This is a genomic window from Mycobacteroides abscessus ATCC 19977 (assembly GCF_000069185.1).
GTDB lineage: Bacteria > Actinomycetota > Actinomycetes > Mycobacteriales > Mycobacteriaceae > Mycobacterium > Mycobacterium abscessus.
On record NC_010397.1, the window covers coordinates 4,338,153 to 4,356,198 of the forward strand.

At 63.4% G+C, this 18,046-nt stretch carries 19 protein-coding genes; 4 read left to right on the forward strand and 15 right to left on the reverse strand.

Annotated elements, in window-relative coordinates:
- Positions 1-162: 162 nt before the first annotated feature.
- The 3 genes from MAB_RS21625 to MAB_RS21635 are packed head-to-tail and all read right to left on the reverse strand — an operon-like array spanning position 163 to position 1,985.
- Complete coding sequence (locus MAB_RS21625) at positions 163-1,080, reverse strand: SRPBCC family protein (protein WP_005085712.1); 918 nt, start codon at positions 1,078-1,080, stop codon at positions 163-165.
- Positions 1,081-1,119: 39 nt separating this feature from the next.
- Positions 1,120-1,656, reverse strand: coding sequence for an SRPBCC family protein (locus tag MAB_RS21630; RefSeq protein ID WP_005085710.1), 537 nt, complete (start codon positions 1,654-1,656; stop codon positions 1,120-1,122).
- Positions 1,653-1,985 (reverse strand): hypothetical protein, encoded by a 333-nt coding sequence (locus tag MAB_RS21635; RefSeq protein ID WP_005095127.1) that lies wholly within the window; start codon positions 1,983-1,985, stop codon positions 1,653-1,655. The genes MAB_RS21630 and MAB_RS21635 overlap by 4 nt, the downstream gene beginning before the upstream one ends.
- Positions 1,986-2,474: 489 nt before the next feature.
- Here MAB_RS21635 and MAB_RS21640 point away from each other — a divergent pair, with 489 nt between their 5' ends.
- Positions 2,475-3,629 (forward strand): FAD-binding oxidoreductase, encoded by a 1,155-nt coding sequence (locus MAB_RS21640; protein ID WP_005086445.1) that lies wholly within the window; start codon positions 2,475-2,477, stop codon positions 3,627-3,629.
- Here MAB_RS21640 and MAB_RS21645 read toward each other — a convergent pair.
- The 7 genes from MAB_RS21645 to MAB_RS21675 form a co-directional block, all read right to left on the reverse strand.
- Entirely contained in the window at positions 3,626-4,045 is a 420-nt protein-coding gene (locus MAB_RS21645; RefSeq protein ID WP_005085703.1) for a heat shock protein transcriptional repressor HspR, read from the reverse strand. The genes MAB_RS21640 and MAB_RS21645 overlap by 4 nt on opposite strands.
- Positions 4,042-5,223, reverse strand: a complete 1,182-nt coding sequence (dnaJ, locus tag MAB_RS21650) for a molecular chaperone DnaJ (RefSeq protein ID WP_005085701.1) — start codon at positions 5,221-5,223, stop codon at positions 4,042-4,044. The genes MAB_RS21645 and dnaJ overlap by 4 nt, the downstream gene beginning before the upstream one ends.
- 45 nt (positions 5,224-5,268) lie before the next feature.
- Positions 5,269-5,958 (reverse strand): nucleotide exchange factor GrpE, encoded by a 690-nt coding sequence (gene grpE, locus MAB_RS21655; RefSeq protein ID WP_005086446.1) that lies wholly within the window; start codon positions 5,956-5,958, stop codon positions 5,269-5,271.
- The gene (gene dnaK / locus MAB_RS21660) at positions 5,955-7,817 is read right to left on the reverse strand and encodes a molecular chaperone DnaK (RefSeq protein ID WP_005065061.1); all 1,863 of its coding nucleotides are present in this window, start codon (positions 7,815-7,817) and stop codon (positions 5,955-5,957) included. Before dnaK ends, grpE begins: the two co-directional genes overlap by 4 nt.
- A gap of 182 nt (positions 7,818-7,999) precedes the next feature.
- Positions 8,000-8,692 carry a hypothetical protein gene (locus MAB_RS21665; protein ID WP_005123389.1) on the reverse strand — a complete coding sequence of 231 codons (693 nt, stop codon included), beginning with the start codon at positions 8,690-8,692 and terminating at the stop codon, positions 8,000-8,002.
- 706 nt (positions 8,693-9,398) lie between these two features.
- Positions 9,399-10,250 (reverse strand): cytochrome c biogenesis CcdA family protein, encoded by an 852-nt coding sequence (locus MAB_RS21670; RefSeq protein ID WP_005112261.1) that lies wholly within the window; start codon positions 10,248-10,250, stop codon positions 9,399-9,401.
- 15 nt (positions 10,251-10,265) lie between these two features.
- A complete protein-coding gene (locus MAB_RS21675) occupies positions 10,266-10,745 on the reverse strand; it encodes a TlpA family protein disulfide reductase (protein ID WP_005112262.1) in 480 nt (159 codons plus the stop codon).
- Between the two features lie 141 nt (positions 10,746-10,886).
- Between MAB_RS21675 and MAB_RS21680 the strand changes: the two genes are divergently transcribed.
- Genes MAB_RS21680 through MAB_RS21690 form a run of 3 tightly spaced genes read left to right on the forward strand, consistent with a single transcriptional unit; the run spans position 10,887 to position 12,850 of the window.
- Positions 10,887-11,822 (forward strand): LLM class F420-dependent oxidoreductase, encoded by a 936-nt coding sequence (locus tag MAB_RS21680; RefSeq protein WP_005085687.1) that lies wholly within the window; start codon positions 10,887-10,889, stop codon positions 11,820-11,822.
- A 26-nt stretch (positions 11,823-11,848) separates the two neighbouring features.
- On the forward strand, positions 11,849-12,316 hold the full coding sequence (locus tag MAB_RS21685) for a hypothetical protein (protein ID WP_005112263.1): 468 nt from the start codon (positions 11,849-11,851) through the stop codon (positions 12,314-12,316).
- A gap of 57 nt (positions 12,317-12,373) precedes the next feature.
- Positions 12,374-12,850 carry a hypothetical protein gene (locus MAB_RS21690; RefSeq protein ID WP_005086452.1) on the forward strand — a complete coding sequence of 159 codons (477 nt, stop codon included), beginning with the start codon at positions 12,374-12,376 and terminating at the stop codon, positions 12,848-12,850.
- On the opposite strand, the gene MAB_RS21695 is transcribed toward MAB_RS21690, so the two are convergent.
- The 5 genes from MAB_RS21695 to MAB_RS21715 all read right to left on the reverse strand — a co-directional run bounded on the left by MAB_RS21695 (position 12,844) and on the right by MAB_RS21715 (position 18,015).
- Positions 12,844-13,230 (reverse strand): hypothetical protein, encoded by a 387-nt coding sequence (locus MAB_RS21695; protein ID WP_005112267.1) that lies wholly within the window; start codon positions 13,228-13,230, stop codon positions 12,844-12,846. The two genes, MAB_RS21690 and MAB_RS21695, sit on opposite strands and share 7 nt — an antisense overlap.
- Positions 13,231-13,307: 77 nt before the next feature.
- Entirely contained in the window at positions 13,308-13,961 is a 654-nt protein-coding gene (locus MAB_RS21700) for a hypothetical protein (RefSeq protein WP_005086454.1), read from the reverse strand.
- Positions 13,962-13,980: 19 nt separating this feature from the next.
- Positions 13,981-14,637 (reverse strand): hypothetical protein, encoded by a 657-nt coding sequence (locus MAB_RS21705; RefSeq protein ID WP_005086456.1) that lies wholly within the window; start codon positions 14,635-14,637, stop codon positions 13,981-13,983.
- Positions 14,638-14,641: 4 nt separating this feature from the next.
- Positions 14,642-16,135, reverse strand: a complete 1,494-nt coding sequence (locus tag MAB_RS21710; protein WP_005085677.1) for a dynamin family protein — start codon at positions 16,133-16,135, stop codon at positions 14,642-14,644.
- The gene (locus MAB_RS21715) at positions 16,132-18,015 is read right to left on the reverse strand and encodes a dynamin-like GTPase family protein (RefSeq protein WP_005085675.1); all 1,884 of its coding nucleotides are present in this window, start codon (positions 18,013-18,015) and stop codon (positions 16,132-16,134) included. The genes MAB_RS21710 and MAB_RS21715 overlap by 4 nt, the downstream gene beginning before the upstream one ends.
- Between the last annotated feature and the right edge of the window lie 31 nt (positions 18,016-18,046).

Here is an 18,046-nt window from a genome sequence, read left to right on the forward strand (position 1 = left end):
AACACCTCCATGGGTTGAGAGAAAAGTTAGTCAGTAGTTCTAACGTCCAAAATCTTGAGTCTGTTCCGCTCAACTTTGAAATTTTTCCGGGTGCGGTGTCTAGCTCATCACACCTGGCGGTGCTCCGGAACGGGATCCGGCGTCGTCACAGAAACCGCGAGCTCACGCGCGGTGGCCGCGCCCCTCGAGCAGCTCGCCGAGCCGGGACAGCACGGGAATCGCCCCGCCGCGCAGGACCGAGCGGACCTGACGATTGAGCGGGGACTCTGGATCGAACCCACTCAACGTGAACCACAGCTGGGTCCCGCCATCTTGCGGCCGCAACCGCCACGTCATGGTGAGCTCGGTGGTGCCACCCATGATGGGAATCTCGAATGTGCACACGATGAGCTCGGGCTCACACACCTCGAGAAACTCCATGTCCACTCGCCCACCGAATCCGATGAGCGGAATCGGGTACGTGCCTATAGTCAGCCGCGCGCCCGTCCGCACCGATACCAGATCGTGGTCATTGACCACGTCGCCCACAAACTCTCTCGACGTGACAACCCGCCAAACCGTTTGCGGCGCGTGGCGATAGAACTCGGCCAGGGTGAATGACGTCGAATCATCGGGTGGGGGCACCGCATCGTCTTTCGGCTCTGCCATCAGTTCCGCGATACGGGACACGACCAATTTCCAGAGATCGCGCACCAGAATCCGCAGCCGCCCATGTACCGGATTGCCAACATCAAATCCGTTATGTACCACCAGCAGTCGCGTCCCGCCCGACTCGGGATGCAGCGTCCAGGTGGCTTGCAGGTTCAGCGAGCTCTCGGGAGTGGTGAAGCGGTAGGCCAGCCGTTCGTTGGGCACGACGTCGGTGAATTCGCAATGCCCATGGCCGCTGAAATTGACCTCCGGCAGCGGGAAAGTGGTGAATGCGAACGACTTCCCGGGCACAACGGAATCTCTGTCGATGTCGGTCGCCCAATCCGAAATCGACGCCGGTGACGTGATGGCGTGCCAGACCTGCTCCGCTGAGTACGGGAAGAACTGTCCAACTGTCACCGAGGTGAGGTCATCCGGCGACGTGGTCATACCCCTGGGATACCGCAGTTGCGCGAGGCGTGTGGGCGATCAGGCGGATACATCGGTGACCAGACAATGCGGCGGCTGATCGTCGCCGGCCGGAGCGCTGGCAATACATCGGCCAAGCCTGCCCATCGTTCCGGGCCAGCCGCGTTCGGAGAGCGTTCGGTACATACGTGATGCGGGGTCGCTGGGATCGAACCCCTCATGACGCAAGGTGACCATGGTGCCGCCGGGAACCTCCTGCAACGTCCACGTCACCGTCCACTCCCTCTGCTTAGCGGACTTCATATCCCACCAGCGGATCGACAGCACCCTGCTGGGGGTAGCCGCGAGCACCTCACAGGAGAGCGCGCCCGAGAAGTCGGCAACGGGTATGGGGAAGGCGATGAAGCGAAAGCGCGTACCAACTTCGGGCCGAAATCCGACCGGATCCATCAGCCATTCCTCCATGGCGTCCGGACAAACCATCACCGCCCACACTCGCTCGGGCGGATGTCGATAGAACTGGTCCAGGATGATGGTGGCGATGTCGTTCGCGTCGTCGGGCACGGCACTCTCCAGATTGGTCGGGTTACCTTTCATACCCCATCAATCTGGGTCACCGCCGTGTTCTCATCCATTAGCCAAGCAAACTCATCCGCATGGGGCTCAGTGCCTCCCCGGTCGGTCGGCGTAGTCGCTGCGTGGTCAATGAGGCGCCTCAGCTTGGCCATCGCGGCCGGCCGGAACAGATCCGAGAGGGCGGCCATCCCGCACACAGCAGGGTCATCGCTCTCGAATGTGCGACGACTCAAGGTCACCATGGTGCCCTTGGGCACCACACCAAGCGTCCACCTGGTTCGCCAGCCGGCCGGGGAATCCAGCTTGGTATCCCACCAGAAAATCGCCAGCTTTTCGTTTGGCGTAGCCACCAAGACCTCGTACGCAATGCTCCCCGGAATAATTGGCAATCGACACCGGCAGGTCCATCTGGCGACCTTTGGGCGGGAAACCAACCTGTTCGACGAAGCAGTCCTCCATGACCCCGGGGGGACCGGAACACTCCAAACCCGCCGCATATCCGCCGCCGAGACTACGGATAGAAGAAGTCTCCATCGTTGGTGGTGTCATCCCACGCACCCCGCAGAACCGGCGACGGGATGATTGAATTGATTAGCTAGGCAAACGTTTGACGGCGCCGACGGGCTATCCGTCGCCGACACATGGGATCTCAGCAAACCATGCGGCGGGTACACCAATGGCTTGTAGTCAGAACTGGCATCCAGAAGGGCCCGTCCAGCACACGGGTAACGCACCGCGGGAACGCCTGCCGCGAATCTGGCCTCACCCACTCCCAGACTTGCCTCTTAAACTGGCGTCTCGGTAGGGAAGGTCCCGGAAAGGTCAGGCAACGGAAGCTCGTGGGGCTTGAGGACGTCGAAGCACTGCACGACTTGGTCGGCGGGGTCGAACTTTCGGGAAATAAACTTGTCCGGAGCTTCTACAGCCGCTGGTTCGCCATCGACCCCACCGTCGGCGATCTGTTTCCCGCCGACATGTCGGCACAACGTGAGCACTTCCGGCAGGCACTGCAGTTCGTACTCTGGGAGATGGCGTCCTACCGCACCGAAGGCCTGGTCAACTTCCTCGCCCAGCTGGGCCGCGACCACCGCAAGTTCGGCGCTACCGACAGTCAGTACGACACCATGCGGCAAGCTCTGCTTGATACCACACGTGAGGTGCTGCAACCGATTTGGGACCAGCGGATGGAGGCCACCGCCACCGAGGTCTACACGGTGATGATCGAGGTGATGCGCAGCGCCGCCGCCTCGGACATCGGCCAGCCCTGGTGGGACGGAAAGGTCATCGAGTTTCACCGCACCTCAAGAGATCTCGCACTGATCAGGCTGAAGCTCAACGCACCCATGCCGTACCACTGTGGACAGTATGTTCATGTCCAGGTGCCGCAAAGTCCGCGGAATTGGCGTTACCTCAGTCTGGCGATTCCGCCCGATCCCGAGGGCTACATAGAGTTTCATGTCAGGGCGGTACCCGGTGGACTGGTCAGCGGCGACATCGTCAACAAGACCAAGGTGGGTGACACCTGGCGGATTTCGCCGCCACTCGGTGCGCTGTCGGTGAATCGCGACGGCGGAGACATTCTGATGGTCGCGGGCAGCACCGGTATCGCACCGCTGCGCTGCCTCATCATGGAGCTGTCCCAGTGGGCCGAAAACCCAAGGGTTCATCTGTTTTATGGGGCACGGTACCCGCAGGAACTCTATGACCTGTGGACGCTATGGCATATCGCTTCCACGAATCCGTGGCTCTCGGTCACGCCGGTCACGGAGTACCCCCGGAACCCGGACTGGGCCACCGAGTACCACGATCCGACCCCGCCTCGAGGCCTCCACGTCCGCCAGACGGGATTGCTCTCGGAGGTGGTGACGGCGTACGGCGGCTGGGGCGACCGGCAGATCCTGATCGGCGGCTCGGCATCGATGATCCAGGCAACCAAGGAAGCGCTGGTATCCAGGGGCGCGGACGCCTCCAGAATCCAGCACGACCCGCTTTAGCGCTGCTGCCGGGGCTGCCAGACCACCACGGCCGTACTCTTGGGGATGACGGCGACCTCGCGGCCCGCGGTGGCGGCGCGCAGCTGGGCTACCTCAGCCGTCAGCTCGGCGAGCTTGGCCTGCAGCGCCTCCACCTGATTGGTCAGCTCGATAACACGTTTGATACCAGCGAGATTGACGCCTTCATCCTGCGAGAGCCGCTGCACTTCGCGCAAGAGATCGACGTCGCGTTGGGAGTAACGGCGTCCCCCACCTGTGGTGCGTTCCGGGCTGACCAGCCCGAGCCGGTCGTACGTGCGCAGCGTCTGCGCGTGCATACCGGCCAGCTCGGCAGCCACGGAGATCAGAAAAGTGCGGGCGCCCCGCTCGGGCTGACGACGACGGGAGGCGCCTCCGTCACCCTGCGAGGATGTCATCGTGCACCTGCCCAGCCGGCCCGCGGGTCGAACCCACTTGCCTTCTCGGCCACCTGATAACGCTGCAATGCCTCCAGCGCACTGTCTTCGAGCTTGGACGGCACCGCGACCTTGACGGTGACCAACAAGTCGCCGTTGCCGCCGGCACGCTTCGGGATACCGCGTCCTCGCACCCGCAGGATGCGCCCGTCCGAGGTACCAGCGGGCACCTTCACGCCAACGCGGCCTTCCAGAGTCGGTACGGAAATCGTGGCACCCAAAGCCAGTTCAGTAAAGCTCACCGGCACGGTAAGAGTCAGATCGTCGCCATCACGGCTGAAGACCTTGTCCGGCCGCACGTGCACGGTGACATACAGGTCACCGGACGGTGCGCCGCGCAGCCCTGCCTCACCCTGGCCAGCCAGCCGAATACGTTGTCCGTCATCGACTCCGGGCGGGATCCGCACGGTGATGGTGCGCGTCCGGGTGGTGACTCCGGTGCCCTGGCAGTCTGTGCAGGGGTTCTCGATGATCGAACCCGTTCCGCGGCAATCCGCGCACGGCTCGGAGAACCCGAATGCGCCCTGGTTGCGATTGATGACACCGCTGCCGTTGCACGAGCCGCAGACCTTCGGGCTGGTGCCCGGACGGGCACCGCTGCCGTGGCAGGTGGTGCACGGTGCGGGGCTGGTGAGCCGCAGCGGAACCGATACGCCCTTGCACGCCTCTACGAAGTCGAGTTGAGTCTCGGTTTCCAAGTCGTTTCCGCGGCGCGGCCGACTGGCGCGCGGTTGAGCGCGCTGCCCGAACAGACCACCGAACAGGTCGCCGATTCCACCCCCGCCGGAGGTGTCGGCATTGCCGAACAGATCGTTCAGATTGAACTCGGCGCTGTTGCTCCCGCCGCTGAACCCGCCGCCACCGAACCCGTTGTCGCCGAAGCGCCGTCCGAATCCGCCACCGGCGAAGAGCCGACGCGTCTCGTCGTATTCCTTGCGCTTGGCTGGGTCCGACAGCACATCTTTGGCTTCACTGACGGCCTTGTATCGGTCCTCGGCAGCTTGGTTACCCGGGTTTCGGTCCGGGTGATTTTCGGCCAACAGCTTGCGTGCGGCCTTCTTGATTTCGTCTTGGGTCGCGGTAGAGGAGACGCCGAGCTCCTTGTAGAAGTCTTTCTCGACCCATTCACGTTGCGTCACCCGACATCACCTCCTTCGCGTCCATCGGGTCTTACTCTGCAGTTCTTACTCTGATTCTGTCTCTGATTTTGTTTCGGCATCCCCGGTTCCGGGTTCCTGCTGAGCCGTGTCGCCATCGGTGACCACGACCATCGCGGTGCGCAGCACGCGGTCCCCCAACTTGTAGCCCTTGCGCAGCACCGCGGCCAGTACCGGATGGCCGTCCTGGCCATCGTGCTGAACCGCCTCGTGCAGAGAGGGATCGAAGTCATCGCCCTCGGCTCCGAACGTCGCCAGCCCCAGCCCTTCCAGCGCCGCGGTCAGCTTGTCCGAAACACTGCGCAGCGGGCCAGACTCCAGGTCGCCGTGCTCTCGCGCGCGGTCGAGGTCATCCAGCACACCCAGCAGTTGGGTCACCACGGACGCCTTGGCCGAGTCGATCACGGCCTGTCGGTCCCGTTCCACCCGCTTGCGGTAGTTGGCGAAATCGGCATGCGCACGCTGCAGGTCGGCCGTCAGTTCGGCCACCTTGACATCCGCATCCGAGCCGCCCTCCGAGGCCGCGGCCGCAGGGCCGGATGTCGCCGACCCTGCGGCTCCGGATGCCGAAGCACCCGGTTCCGCTGTGGCAGCCTTCGATTCAGCTGCCTTCGCCTCTTCGCGAACCGCGCCGGTGTTGGGATCGATCCGGCGCTTGTCGGTGACGGTCACCGGTTCGCGTTCTTCTTCCCGATCTTGCCCACCGGTCGATGTCACTTGCTGTCCTTCTCCTCGTCAACAACCTCGGCATCAACGACATCGCTGTCGGCGGAGCCGGCCCCACCTTCAGCGCCGTCGGCCTGAGCCTTGGCAGCAGCAGCCTCGTAGATGGCCTGTCCGAGCGCCTGCGACTGCTCACCCAGCTTCTCCATGGCTGCCTTGATCGCACCGATATCAGTGCCTTCCAGTGCCTTCTTGGCCTCGCTGATGGCCTCGTCGACCTTGGACAGGGTCTCGTCGGAGACCACCTTTTCGCTGCCCTCAGCAGGCTCGCGCTGTTCCTTGACGAACTTCTCCGTCTGGTAGACCAGCGACTCGGCCTGGTTACGGACATCGGCCTCTTCGCGGCGCTTCTTGTCCTCGTCGGCGTGCGCCTCGGCGTCCTTGATCATCCGGTCGATCTCTTCCTTGGACAGGCCGGAGCCTTCCTGGATCTTGATCGTGTTCTCCTTGCCGGTGCCCTTGTCCTTCGCGGTCACGTGCACGATGCCGTTCGCATCGATGTCGAAGGTGACCTCGATCTGCGGCACACCGCGCGGGGCCGGCGGAATTCCGGTCAGCTCGAAGGAGCCCAGGAGCTTGTTGTGCGAAGCGATTTCGCGCTCACCCTGATACACCTGGATCTGCACCGACGGCTGGTTGTCGTCCGCGGTGGTGAACGTCTCAGACCGCTTGGTGGGGATGGTGGTGTTGCGCTCGATGAGCTTGGTCATCACGCCACCCTTGGTCTCGATACCGAGAGACAGCGGGGTGACATCAAGCAGCAGAACGTCTTTCACCTCGCCCTTGAGCACACCGGCCTGCAGCGCGGCACCCACGGCGACGACCTCATCCGGGTTGACGCCCTTGTTGGGCTCCTTGCCGCCGGTCAGCTCCTTGACCAGATCGGTAACCGCCGGCATACGGGTGGAACCACCCACCAACACCACGTGGTCGATATCGGACACGGAGACACCGGCATCCTTGATCACCGACTGGAACGGCTTGCGGGTGCGGTCCAGCAGATCCTGAGTGATCTTCTGGAACTCGGCACGCGTCAGCTGCTCGTCGAGGAACAGCGGATTCTTGTCGGCGTCAACTGTGATGTACGGCAGGTTGATCGAAGTGCTCTGCGAGCTGGAGAGCTCGATCTTGGCCTTCTCGGCAGCCTCACGCAGGCGCTGCATCGCCATCTTGTCCTTGGTCAGGTCGATGCCGGCGCTGGCCTTGAACTTGTCGACGAGCCACGTCACGATGCGCTCGTCCCAGTCGTCACCACCGAGGTGGTTGTCGCCCGAGGTCGCACGGACCTCGACGACACCGTCGCCGATTTCCAGCAGCGACACGTCGAAGGTGCCACCACCGAGGTCGAAGACCAGGATCGTCTGTTCCTTCTCGCCCTTGTCCAGGCCGTAGGCCAAAGCGGCCGCGGTCGGCTCGTTGACGATCCGCAGCACGTTCAGACCGGCGATCTGGCCGGCTTCCTTGGTCGCCTGACGCTGAGCGTCATTGAAGTACGCCGGCACGGTGATGACGGCATCGGTGATGTCCTCACCCAAGTAGGCCTCGGCGTCGCGCTTCAGCTTCTGCAGCGTGCGGGCGCTGATCTCCTGGGGGGTGTAGTTCTTTCCGTCGATTTCGACGGTCCAATCGGTGCCCATGTGACGCTTGACCGACCGAATGGTCCGGTCGACGTTGGTCACCGCCTGGTTCTTAGCGGGCTGACCCACCAGCACCTCGCCATTGCGCGCGAACGCAACGACCGACGGGGTGGTGCGAGAGCCTTCTGAGTTCGCGACAACTACCGGGTCGCCGCCTTCGAGGACGGCGACAACGGAGTTGGTGGTCCCGAGGTCGATTCCGACCGCACGAGCCATAGTTCATTCCTCCTGTTGGTTACCTCATTGCCTTCAGTGAGATCCGCTCAAGTTTGCCTCGTCCAGATCTTTTCGTCAAGCCATAGTTGAGTCAATGTGACTCAAGTTCGACATACTGCTCAACGGCCCGCCGTCGATATTTGTTCCCGAGCAGTCGAACCCGGTTCCATCAGGGGTTTTGGCTATCCCTGCGGTGGCGGGAAGCAGTCTTTCCACTCACCGTTCTCGATCAACAACGGGACGTGGTTGTTCTGCGTCTGCGGCGGGTATTGGTCGAATGCCGTCGTCATGGTCACATCCGCGGTCGCGGTATCCCCCATCACCTTGATGTTCTCTACCTTCCAGTCCTGGACAACGGTGATCTCGGCAAGCATCTTGCGCTGACCTGCGTCAAAGGCCGCCTCGTCCTGCCGCCCCCAGGCCGTCGCCAATTCCTGCGCCGTCTGGCTCGACATCTTCGGGTGCATTTCTTGCAGCCGCGACGCCAGCTGCTTGACCGCCGCCGGATCGTTGAGAGGTTCCGGCTTCTTGAGCGACGACATCGGCTGTACCGCCTTCATCATCGCCGCGCGTGTGGCCTCCTTGTACTGCGCGCAACTGACATCGACGAGCGCGTCGATGTCGTAGTTTTCGTTGGCCTGCCGCTCCCGCTCGAACAACGCACGGATGGCAGCCTCGTCGGTCGCCGGGGTACGAACCGGTTTGGCCGGGGTCGTCGATTGCGGGACGCTCGAGGAACTGGTACCCGCCGATGTCGACGACCCGTCGGTCGAGATGCGGCGCATGGGCTGCTCGTCCTGACACCCCACAAGCACGGCGGCCGCCGCCAGCGCCAACACCGGCGCCATTCCAGACTTGATCCGAATCCTGGCCATCATCGTCGTCCCCCCTCGTGGTCGGCTGGTGCTGCTCAGGTTACCGGCGCGCGAGCACCGTCCCTCCGTTCACCTCCTCATGAGCGAGCTGCGCCGAGACAATCACTCCACCACTTTGCGGTCTACCCGACACGCACGGGCGCAGACTGAGTCCATGCACACCACCGTCGACGAGATCTCAGACGGTATTTTCCGGTTCTCGACCTGGATCCCATCACCGAGCACGGCTGCACGTTCATCAGTTTGTACTCACCGGTGAGCAACCATTTCTCTTTCACACCGGACAGAACTTCTTGTATCCCAAGGTTTCTCAGGCAATCTCACGTGCAATACCGCTGGATTCGATGTGCCGGATATCCTTCGGACACCGGCTGCGGTTTCTTGCCACTCCACACATCCCTCATAACTGGGAGACAGGGCTGCGGTTCGACGAAACCACCGCAACGCTGCTGTGCGGTGACCTGTTCACCCATACCGGACAGGTTCCGGCACTCACCGAATCAGTTTGTGTGGCACCGGCATTGGCAGCCGAGGTGCTCTTTCACGCCGCCGGCCCGACCACCACCCTGGCACTCACACTCGAACAGCTCGCCGCCCTCGGACCAGCCACGCTCGCCATCATGCGCGGTTCGTCCTCGGAGGTGACGGAGCCGGGCAGCTTTGCTTACTTCGGGACGGTGACACCGAACTCGCGAACCGCGATGATTCAGCGGCCTTTACGAACGGCATATGAACTCGCCGCCGCTACGGCAACGATCAGCGCGATGCCGCCGGTCAGCGGCCAGACTCCGGTGGCATCCACCACTCCGACCAGCCAGGCCTGCACCGTGCCGGCGGCGTTGATCACCGGATCGTCGGCACTGCCGTCTCCGAAGTTCAGCCGGATCTCGTAGTAGCCGTAATAGGCGACGTACAGACCGGTCAGCAGCACGATCACCCCGGCGATGCGGCCCACATAGGGCAGTACCTTGCGCATGGTGGCCTGTACCGAATTACCCAGCAACGCGACCGCTAACGCCGCCACACCGACGGTCACCGCCATGCCCGCGCCATAGGCGATGAAGGCCAGCACGCCCGAGACGATCGATCCCTGTTTGAAGGTAGTGCTGATGACCGCCAGGAACGGTCCGACAGTGCAGGACAATGACGCCACCGCATAGGTCAGTCCGTAGCCGAACATCGACAGCAGCGATGCGGTCGGCGCTCCGCCAGAAACCCGGGGCAGCACCAGTGTGAGCTCACGTCCGCACAGTAGCCAGATCGATAGCGCCACAAGAACTACACCGATCACCACGGTCGCAAAGGGCATGTATCGGCCCGCTGAGGCGACCACCGGCGAGACGACAAGTCCGAAGACCCCGAACACCGTCAGGAAGCCACCGGCCATCGCCACGGTCGCGGTAGCGGCACGGGCAATCGCGGTCATCCTCGAAGCGGTGCCGTCGCTGCCTGCGATCACCAGCCCGAGATAACCAGGGAGGAAGGCGAACCCGCACGGATTGAGCGCCGCCACCAATCCGGCGCCCAGCGCGAATGTGAGTGCTGCGGTATCAATCACGTCGATACAGCGGTATCAGTGCAACTGCCCGATCTTCTTGTCGAGCTCCGGCCCCGAAAGGGGACTCTTGACCACCTCGGCCTTTCCTTCCGCTCCAAGGAAGGCGAAGGCTGGCTGGTGAGTGACGTCGTACAGGGCCCATACCTTGGCGTCGGTGTCGGCAAGCTGGATGAAGGTCAGGCCGTATTTGGTCACGAAGTCGCGCATCGCGGGCACCTGGTCCTGCGCGGCCACGCCCACGAAGGTGACATCAGAATGCGCAGTGGCCGCTTTCTGCAGATCGGGCGCCTCCTTCTGGCAAGTCGGGCACCACGGCGCCCAGAACCACAGCACCGCCTTCTTTCCCGCAAGGCTGCTGCCTGCGAAATCGGCCCCGTCGATGGTCTGCGCGGTGAAGTTCAGCAATCGCGACGACGGGGCCGACGAGGTCTCACCCTTCTCGGTTCCGGAACAACCGGATAGCCCCACACTCAGTGCCAGAGCCAGTACCGCCATGATCGAAACCGTAACGCGTGATATCACTTTCCCTCGTTTCGCCGCATACCCATCAACTCACGCACATTTGTGTCCATTCACCGTAACCATCTACACAAGTCAGCTGTGCCCCGGCATGCGGCCTTACGTACGCTGGCGGTCATGGACTTCCGGGTATTCGTTGAACCGCAGCAAGGCGCCACCTACTCAGATCAGTTGCGGGTGGCACAAGCAGCCGAGGAACTGGGGTTCTCCGCGTTCTTCCGGTCCGATCACTACCTGGCGATGGGAGGAGCCGACGGACTGCCCGGACCCACCGACGCATGGGTGACCCTCGGCGCGATTGCCCGGGAGACCACCGCCATCCGTTTGGGCACCCTCGTCACTTCCGCCACCTTTCGCCATCCGGGCCCACTGGCCGTCACTGTCGCCCAAGTTGACGAAATGAGCAGCGGTAGAGTGGATTTCGGGCTGGGTGCGGGATGGTTCAGCGAGGAACACGAAGCCTATGCGATTCCCTTTCCGTCCCTCGGTGAACGTTTCGACCGTCTCGAAGAACAGCTGGAAATCCTCACCGGCTTGTGGACCACTCCAACCGGCGACACCTACTCTTATGCGGGCAAGCACTACACAGTGACCGACTCGCCCGCGCTGCCTAAACCCGTGCAGGAACCGCACCCACCCATTGTCATCGGCGGTCTGGGCGTCAAGCGCACGCCGGCGCTGGCAGCCCGCTTCGCCACCGAGTTCAACCTGCCTTTCCAGCCGGTCGACGTCATCACCGACCAATACGCGCGCGTGGCGCACGCGGTGGAGGCCGCCGGGCGGCCCGCGGATTCGATGACCTACTCGGCGGCGTTCGCGTTGTGCATCGGTGATACGGACGCCGACATCGCCCGTCGCGCGGCGAACATCGGCCGCGAGGTGGAAGAGATCACCGAAAATAGCCCGCTTGCAGGCACTCCCGACGCGGTGGCAGAGAAGCTGAGCATCTACGTCGACGCCGGTGTCCAACGTGTATACGTCCAGTTACTCGATATACGCGACCTGGATCACCTGGAGTTCTTCGCCTCCACCGTGATACCGCAATTCAGCTGACGTTCTTCGGTTAGGCTCCTGCCCTGATGAGCCAGACACCCAAACCGCCCGAGGACGAGAGCTACTTCTCGGAGATGATCGAGGAGAGCGAGAAGCCGGCTCCCTGGTATCGCACGGGGCCGGCCATCGTGGGCACCATCGCCGCCATCATCGCCATCGTCGCGGTGCTCATGACCATCGTGCTGTCTACGGACAAGCGCGTCGTCCGCGACAACACCCCGCTGACGTCGACGCCCTCGGTGTCAAGCACCGCCCCCACGGTCCAACTGACCAGCCCCTCGGAGTCTTCGACGGCCGTCCCGACCGCTACCGAAGCACCCTCGGAGCCGGCGGCACCCGTCCAGACCTCCGAGCCGACGTACTACGAGACACCGACCTCGACGATCTATCGCTACCCGATACCTGCCATTCCGTCTCCTCCACCCATCCCACCGATCCCCGCGATACCCCAAATCCCGCAGATTCCGCAGATCCCGCAAATCCCCGGGCTTTAAGAAAGTTGGGTTACGCTCCGCACCATGTCCTACCCGGAGCCGCCAGAAGACCCGACAATGTTCAATCAGCAGTACCACGACCAGGAGCCCGACCAGCCCAATCCTTGGTACAAGCAGCCTGCGGTGCTCATCGCGCTGGCCGGAGCGGGCGTGGCCGTGGTCGCCGTGATCGCCGCTCTGATAATCACCCGCAGCGATGACAAACCCGCCCCGGCGGGCAACACCTCATCGGTTTCCTCGACAACGAGTTCAACGCCGGCGGATTCCGGCGGCGGAGGCCATGAGGGCCACGGCGGTCACAGTGGCGGCGGCAATACGACGGTCACCGAAACCCAAACCGTCCCGGAGTCGCCCACCAGTCAGGACACCACCACGACTGAGCCGACGACAACCACCACAACGACAACCGAGCCGACGACAACCACGACTCAGCCGACCACCACGACAACCCAGCCGACCACGAGCACCCGCCCGTCGGTGGTCGTCCCGATTCCCGGCGGCGGCAACATCCAGGTACCCGTTGGGGGTCAGTGAGCCATTCGCATCCCAGGCGGCCCAGACAGACCGTGGTGAGTCTGCGCTGGGCTGCTGCTGGGGGTGTTTTCCTTCCAGAGGTGACCTGCCGCGCATAACGCGATCACGAAGGACAGCACTCCGATCGGGATGGCCCACATACGGCGGGTATCGAGCTTGGCGGCACACTGGTCGTGATAGTTCGTCGACTGGTTCTGTGCGGAACTGATCTTGTCCAGCTCGGCGGTCCGGGACAGTCGTGGGCCCACGGGCATACCGCACGTCACGGTCTGCGCCGTCTCGCCAGTGCCCACCTGAATCGAGACCGGGGTAAGCAGAACGGCCATCGCGATGATTGTCGCGATTCCACATACGCCTGAAAGGACTCCGCGTCCGTGCATACCTGGGACGCTACGCCGTCAAGGGCACGCAATGGTGGTGATTCGGCATCTGCGCCGGCACAAATCGAACGCAGATTTCAGCAGGCGGTGCTCTTGGCGGTTCGGCAAATTGGCGCTGCCAGATCCCGCAGGACCTGATGGTCGTCCGCCTCCACCCACGACGCCCCGGCCGCGCCGGTGATGGCGTTTGTCACGGTCAGTTCGGCCACCGTCCCGGTACCCGGCGGCTGCACCACATACAGGTGGTACTGAGGTTGCTTACCACCCTGCGCCGGCAGTGTCACGGTAGCCGCATGTCCGTTGGTTAGCTCGGTGACGCTGACCTGAGCGCCAATGGCATTGAAACAGTGGTCCAATCGCCCACGCAACGACCGGTACACCGTCGACGCGTACTGATCGGTCACAGCGGCCTCCCCGGGCCAATGCGCGACCACTTCGACCGCCGTCCATCCGGATTCGTCGGAACTGACCGTCGCGGAAGCCGATTCGGGTGATTGCGGCAGGCTCTCACCCAACGAGAAGCAGAGATTGGCCGACCAGAATGCCGGGCGATCAACGGGAGCCGCACCGCGCGACAATGGAGCCCAGTGCGAGGCGCGGTCCAAGGGGATGTCTCGGGGGTTGATCCAGACCGAGTCGGGCAACGACTTCGGTTCGGCCGCAGCCGGAACCGCGGCGCCCAGACCGGCGATCACCACCAACGCTGAAATCGTCCGCAGCCACCCGCGCATCGTCACAGGAAATCCCTCGCTAGCAGGAACCCTTGCACAACGGCTGGGCCAGGGCGCGCAGCACCGTTGCGTCGTCGACCGGCTTCCACGGCGACGGCTCACGACCGGTGCGAGGCACGGTGACCGCCAACTCCGAGACGGTGCCCGACTCCGGGGGAACCACGTTGTAGATGTGCACCTCACTGGTGGGGTTGTCACGTTCCTTGCCGACCAATAGCGTCGCCGCGAAGCCGTACCAGGAGGGTGCGGGACGCAGGTCGACGCTGATCACGTCCCCGACTCCCGGGCAGTAGTTGAGCTGAGAACGGATGCCGCTTTGGAATGCCGAGGCCCCTTCGGTGTTTCCTTCGGGCCACTGTCCCGCGGCCTGCACCACGGACGCCGCGATGCCCGAGGCGGCTTGGGTGGCGATCGCCGAGGCAGGTGGCAGCACATCCGCCGAGGGGCTGCCACAGAGCCTCATGCTGAGGAAGGCCGCCCTTCCGGTCGCGGTGGGGCTCACCGCTGACCAGTGGTAATCGCTGTTCATCGGAATCTCGGCGGGGCTGATCCATACGCCAGCCGGGACGGGCTTGGACGCTGGACCCGCCGGGCTGGGGGTGGGCTCGGCCGCGGCCGTCGCCGTGCTGAATCCAGCCACAAGGGCAAGGGTCGCGACGAACAGGCGCATCATCATGTGCTCAGTATGCCGGGCGGTCGTGCGCGGACAATTGGGTGAGTATGCCTTCCGCGCTACGGACCGCCGCTAGACACAGCCGACTGGTGAACGGATCGTTGAGCGGGTGTTCGGCCCGCGCCCGCCAGCGTCCCACCGCATCGAGGGCCGCACGCCGCGGATCGGAGCGCGTCTCGTCCAGGCCTAAACGCGCGGCGGCGTCGGTGCCGAAGGAACCCAGCAGCCTGCGGATGAGCATCGTCTCGTGTTCGGTGAGCGTGGTGCTGCGCGAGGACAGTTCCGCCAGCAGCCGCAGTTCGTCGAATGCGTGCGTATCGGCGAGCAGCGGGTCGATATCGTCGATGACTCGGCGCCCGCCGTGTACCGGATAGGTCGTCAGTACCCGCCGGGCCGACAGCAGAGCGGTATGCGATTTGAGGATGCCCGCGCGTTGTCCGAATTGGTTGGCGATGATGTTGTGCAGTTCCACCAGCCCGCTGCGCTCCAGCAGCTCCTCGGCCAGCCCGGTGGCATCGGTGACACCGACCCTCATGACGGCCACTGAGATGCGGATGCCAAACATCCCGAATCGGTGCAGCAGCGCGGCCCGGGTCTGTGCGTCGACAGGCAGTGAATCATCTTCACGCACAAACCGGTCCACCGATAGCAGCGCCTTGGCCAGCACCTGCGGGTCCAATTCGGCAAGTCTCTGCAGCGCGACAAATTCCGCCTGCCGCAAGGTACGCGCGGTCAGCGCCAGCAGGCCGGCGACGGGGACGACGGCTTGGCAGATGCCCGTGCGCTCCATCTCGCCGGCGAACCTGGCCGCCACCTCGCGTGCGGACAACATCGCGTCAAGCCTGCCGACGCCGATCTCATCGGCACGCGACACCACACCGACCACTCCGACAGCTCCCCCGCGCTCCCCACCGACTAGCTTGCCGATCTGGGTGAGCAGCCCGATATCGGCGGCGTTGAGGCTGCGCAACAGAAATATCACCGCATCAACCCGGGGCACACCATCTTCCGGCACCAACAGCGCCAAGCTGCGTTCGGAGACGTCGGTGGACAACGACGAGGTCCCTGGGGTGTCGATGAGTGTGATCTCATTCAATTCCGGTGCGGGCCAATTGACGTCGAGGTCGGCTACCGATGCCGGGTCCAGCCGGTCGAGCTCGAAGGAAAGCCCTCCCTCGCGACGGATGGGGATGTCCTGGCGCACACCGCTGAACAGATTGGCCGTGACCCGTGGGGCGGCGCCGTGCCGGAACCACGCCACGATCCGGGTGGCTTCGGTGGCATCCGTAGGCGCGATGTCCTCTCCGACAAGCGCATTGACCAAAGTGGATTTGCCTGCGTTAAGAGTGCCGGCGATAGCCACCCGGATAGGCTCGTCGAGCCTGGCGGCGATACGCCGCAATTCGTCGTGCGGCTCCGCGACGCGCAGATACCGCGAATCGTTCTGATAGGCGCGCATGGCGTCACTGATGATGACGCGGGCCTGTACGACGCTGCTCATACGTCCCTTGTCGCTCTTCGCCCAACCTGCTCATCGGCGGGCTGCAGCCCTTCAACGTGGCTATTTACCTGGCGAAGGATGTGCAACTGACGCTCTACCTCATTGGTGCGCGCATCCCGGTCCTCAGCTTCCAGCCGCGCCGACGCGATCGCAGCCTGCAACGACTCGTTGAGCGATCGGGTGGTCTGGTTGGCGATCTCGCGGAAATGATCGCGCAGTTGCCGCTGCACCAGCCGGAGCCGGTCACGTGATTCCTTGAGCACCACGAAGGACACGTCATCAAGGAACCTGCGCACGTTGGTCTTGGCCTCGCCCCGGATGCGCAGCATCCGATTCTCCATGTCCTCGTTGTAGGTCTTCTTGCCCAGCATCGCGCCTGCGCCCAGCGAGATCAGATTGAACATGCCGAGCCCGGCGACGGAGGTCAGCATGCCGAACATGATGACGCCACCATACGATCCACGCAGCCCGGTGATTGCCTTGTGCCCCAACTTGATCTGTTTGGCTTCCAACTTCGACAGCGACTTCAGATCGCTCAGGTCGGCGCCCATCTCACTGGCCCGCAGGCGCGGCATCTTGATCGATTCCAAGCCGTCGATCGCGAAGGTCTCAGCCACCTGCGCGGCCAGGTGCATCGCCCGTTGGTGTGCCCACACGAAGTTGTTTCCCACCGAGTTGGCCACGGCCTGCTCAAGTTTGGCTCCAACCTCGGCCCAGTTCTTGGTGGGGTCGGTACGATCGATGACCTCTTCGGTGCGCTGCAGGATGCGCCGGAATCGCGATTGCAGATCATGCTCCACATCGGTGGAGACGTCGGTGATGCCGTCGCCAAGGACCTGCTGCCATAGCGCGGTATGGGCGAGCGCTTCCTCGGCTTCACGCTTGCGCCGCTCTAGATCCGAGGTCAGCTCGTCACGGCTCTGCGGATCCTGCAAGGCACTGAGCTCGGCTTCCAGGGTGAGCGTGAGGTGCTCTGACGCAGAACCAATCTCGGCGATCGCTTGCTGTCGTGTACTGGCCTGCTGGTCGGCGATGGCATTGCTCAGAAAGGTCACCAGCGCGGGGAAATTCGATTCGGTGTTGAGTTCCTTGTCATTGAGCTGCAACGCATGCGAACGCAAAGCCGACGAGACCGCGATAGCGGGGACAGCAATTTTGGCGCGCTGCAGGTGAGCGGAGTTGGCCGCAACCACCGCACGCCAATGCGGATATAGATCGGTTTTGGTGTTGACGATCGCCGCGACGGGACATAGGTCTAGCGCCTGCTGGATGAATACCAGTTCTGGCTCAGTGAATTCGGAGCTGAGATCGCTGACCATAAGCATGACGTCAGCATCGGGAAGCAAGCCCAGCGTGCTGGACAAGTGTGGTTGCCCGAAACCGCCAACCCCAGGCGTATCCACTAGACACAGACCGCTTTTGAGTATGGGGCTGGCCACTTTGACCTCCACCCTAAGGACCTCGCGCCCCTGCGCCTGTGGTGCCCGTTTGAGATCCTTGCCGATATCGGCCACGGGAATCGGGATGATCTCGGGCTCACCGGCAAGCCCGCCACCGTCGTACTGTTCGGCCGGCGCCACCACCAGAGCCGCCGACGGCTGCTCACCGTAGCCGATAACGGTTGTCACCGAGGTGGTTTCGTCATCGCCCACCCGAGCGACCGGCATGTTTAGTAGCGAGTTCACCAGTTGACTCTTGCCTTGCTTGAGCTGACCGGCCACCACCACACGGAGCGGGCGGTCTACGAGAAGCTGGTCCGCTCGGTCCAAGCGGTCGATCAGATCGCCGCGGTCGTTTTCGCCCGCGATCTTGCGCACATGCCCAAGCAGCTCGTTGATGAGCGCAAGCTGCTGCTGACCATCCTGTGCGGTGTCAGACAAGGTCCCATAACCCTTCTCGCTCGACGTTCCT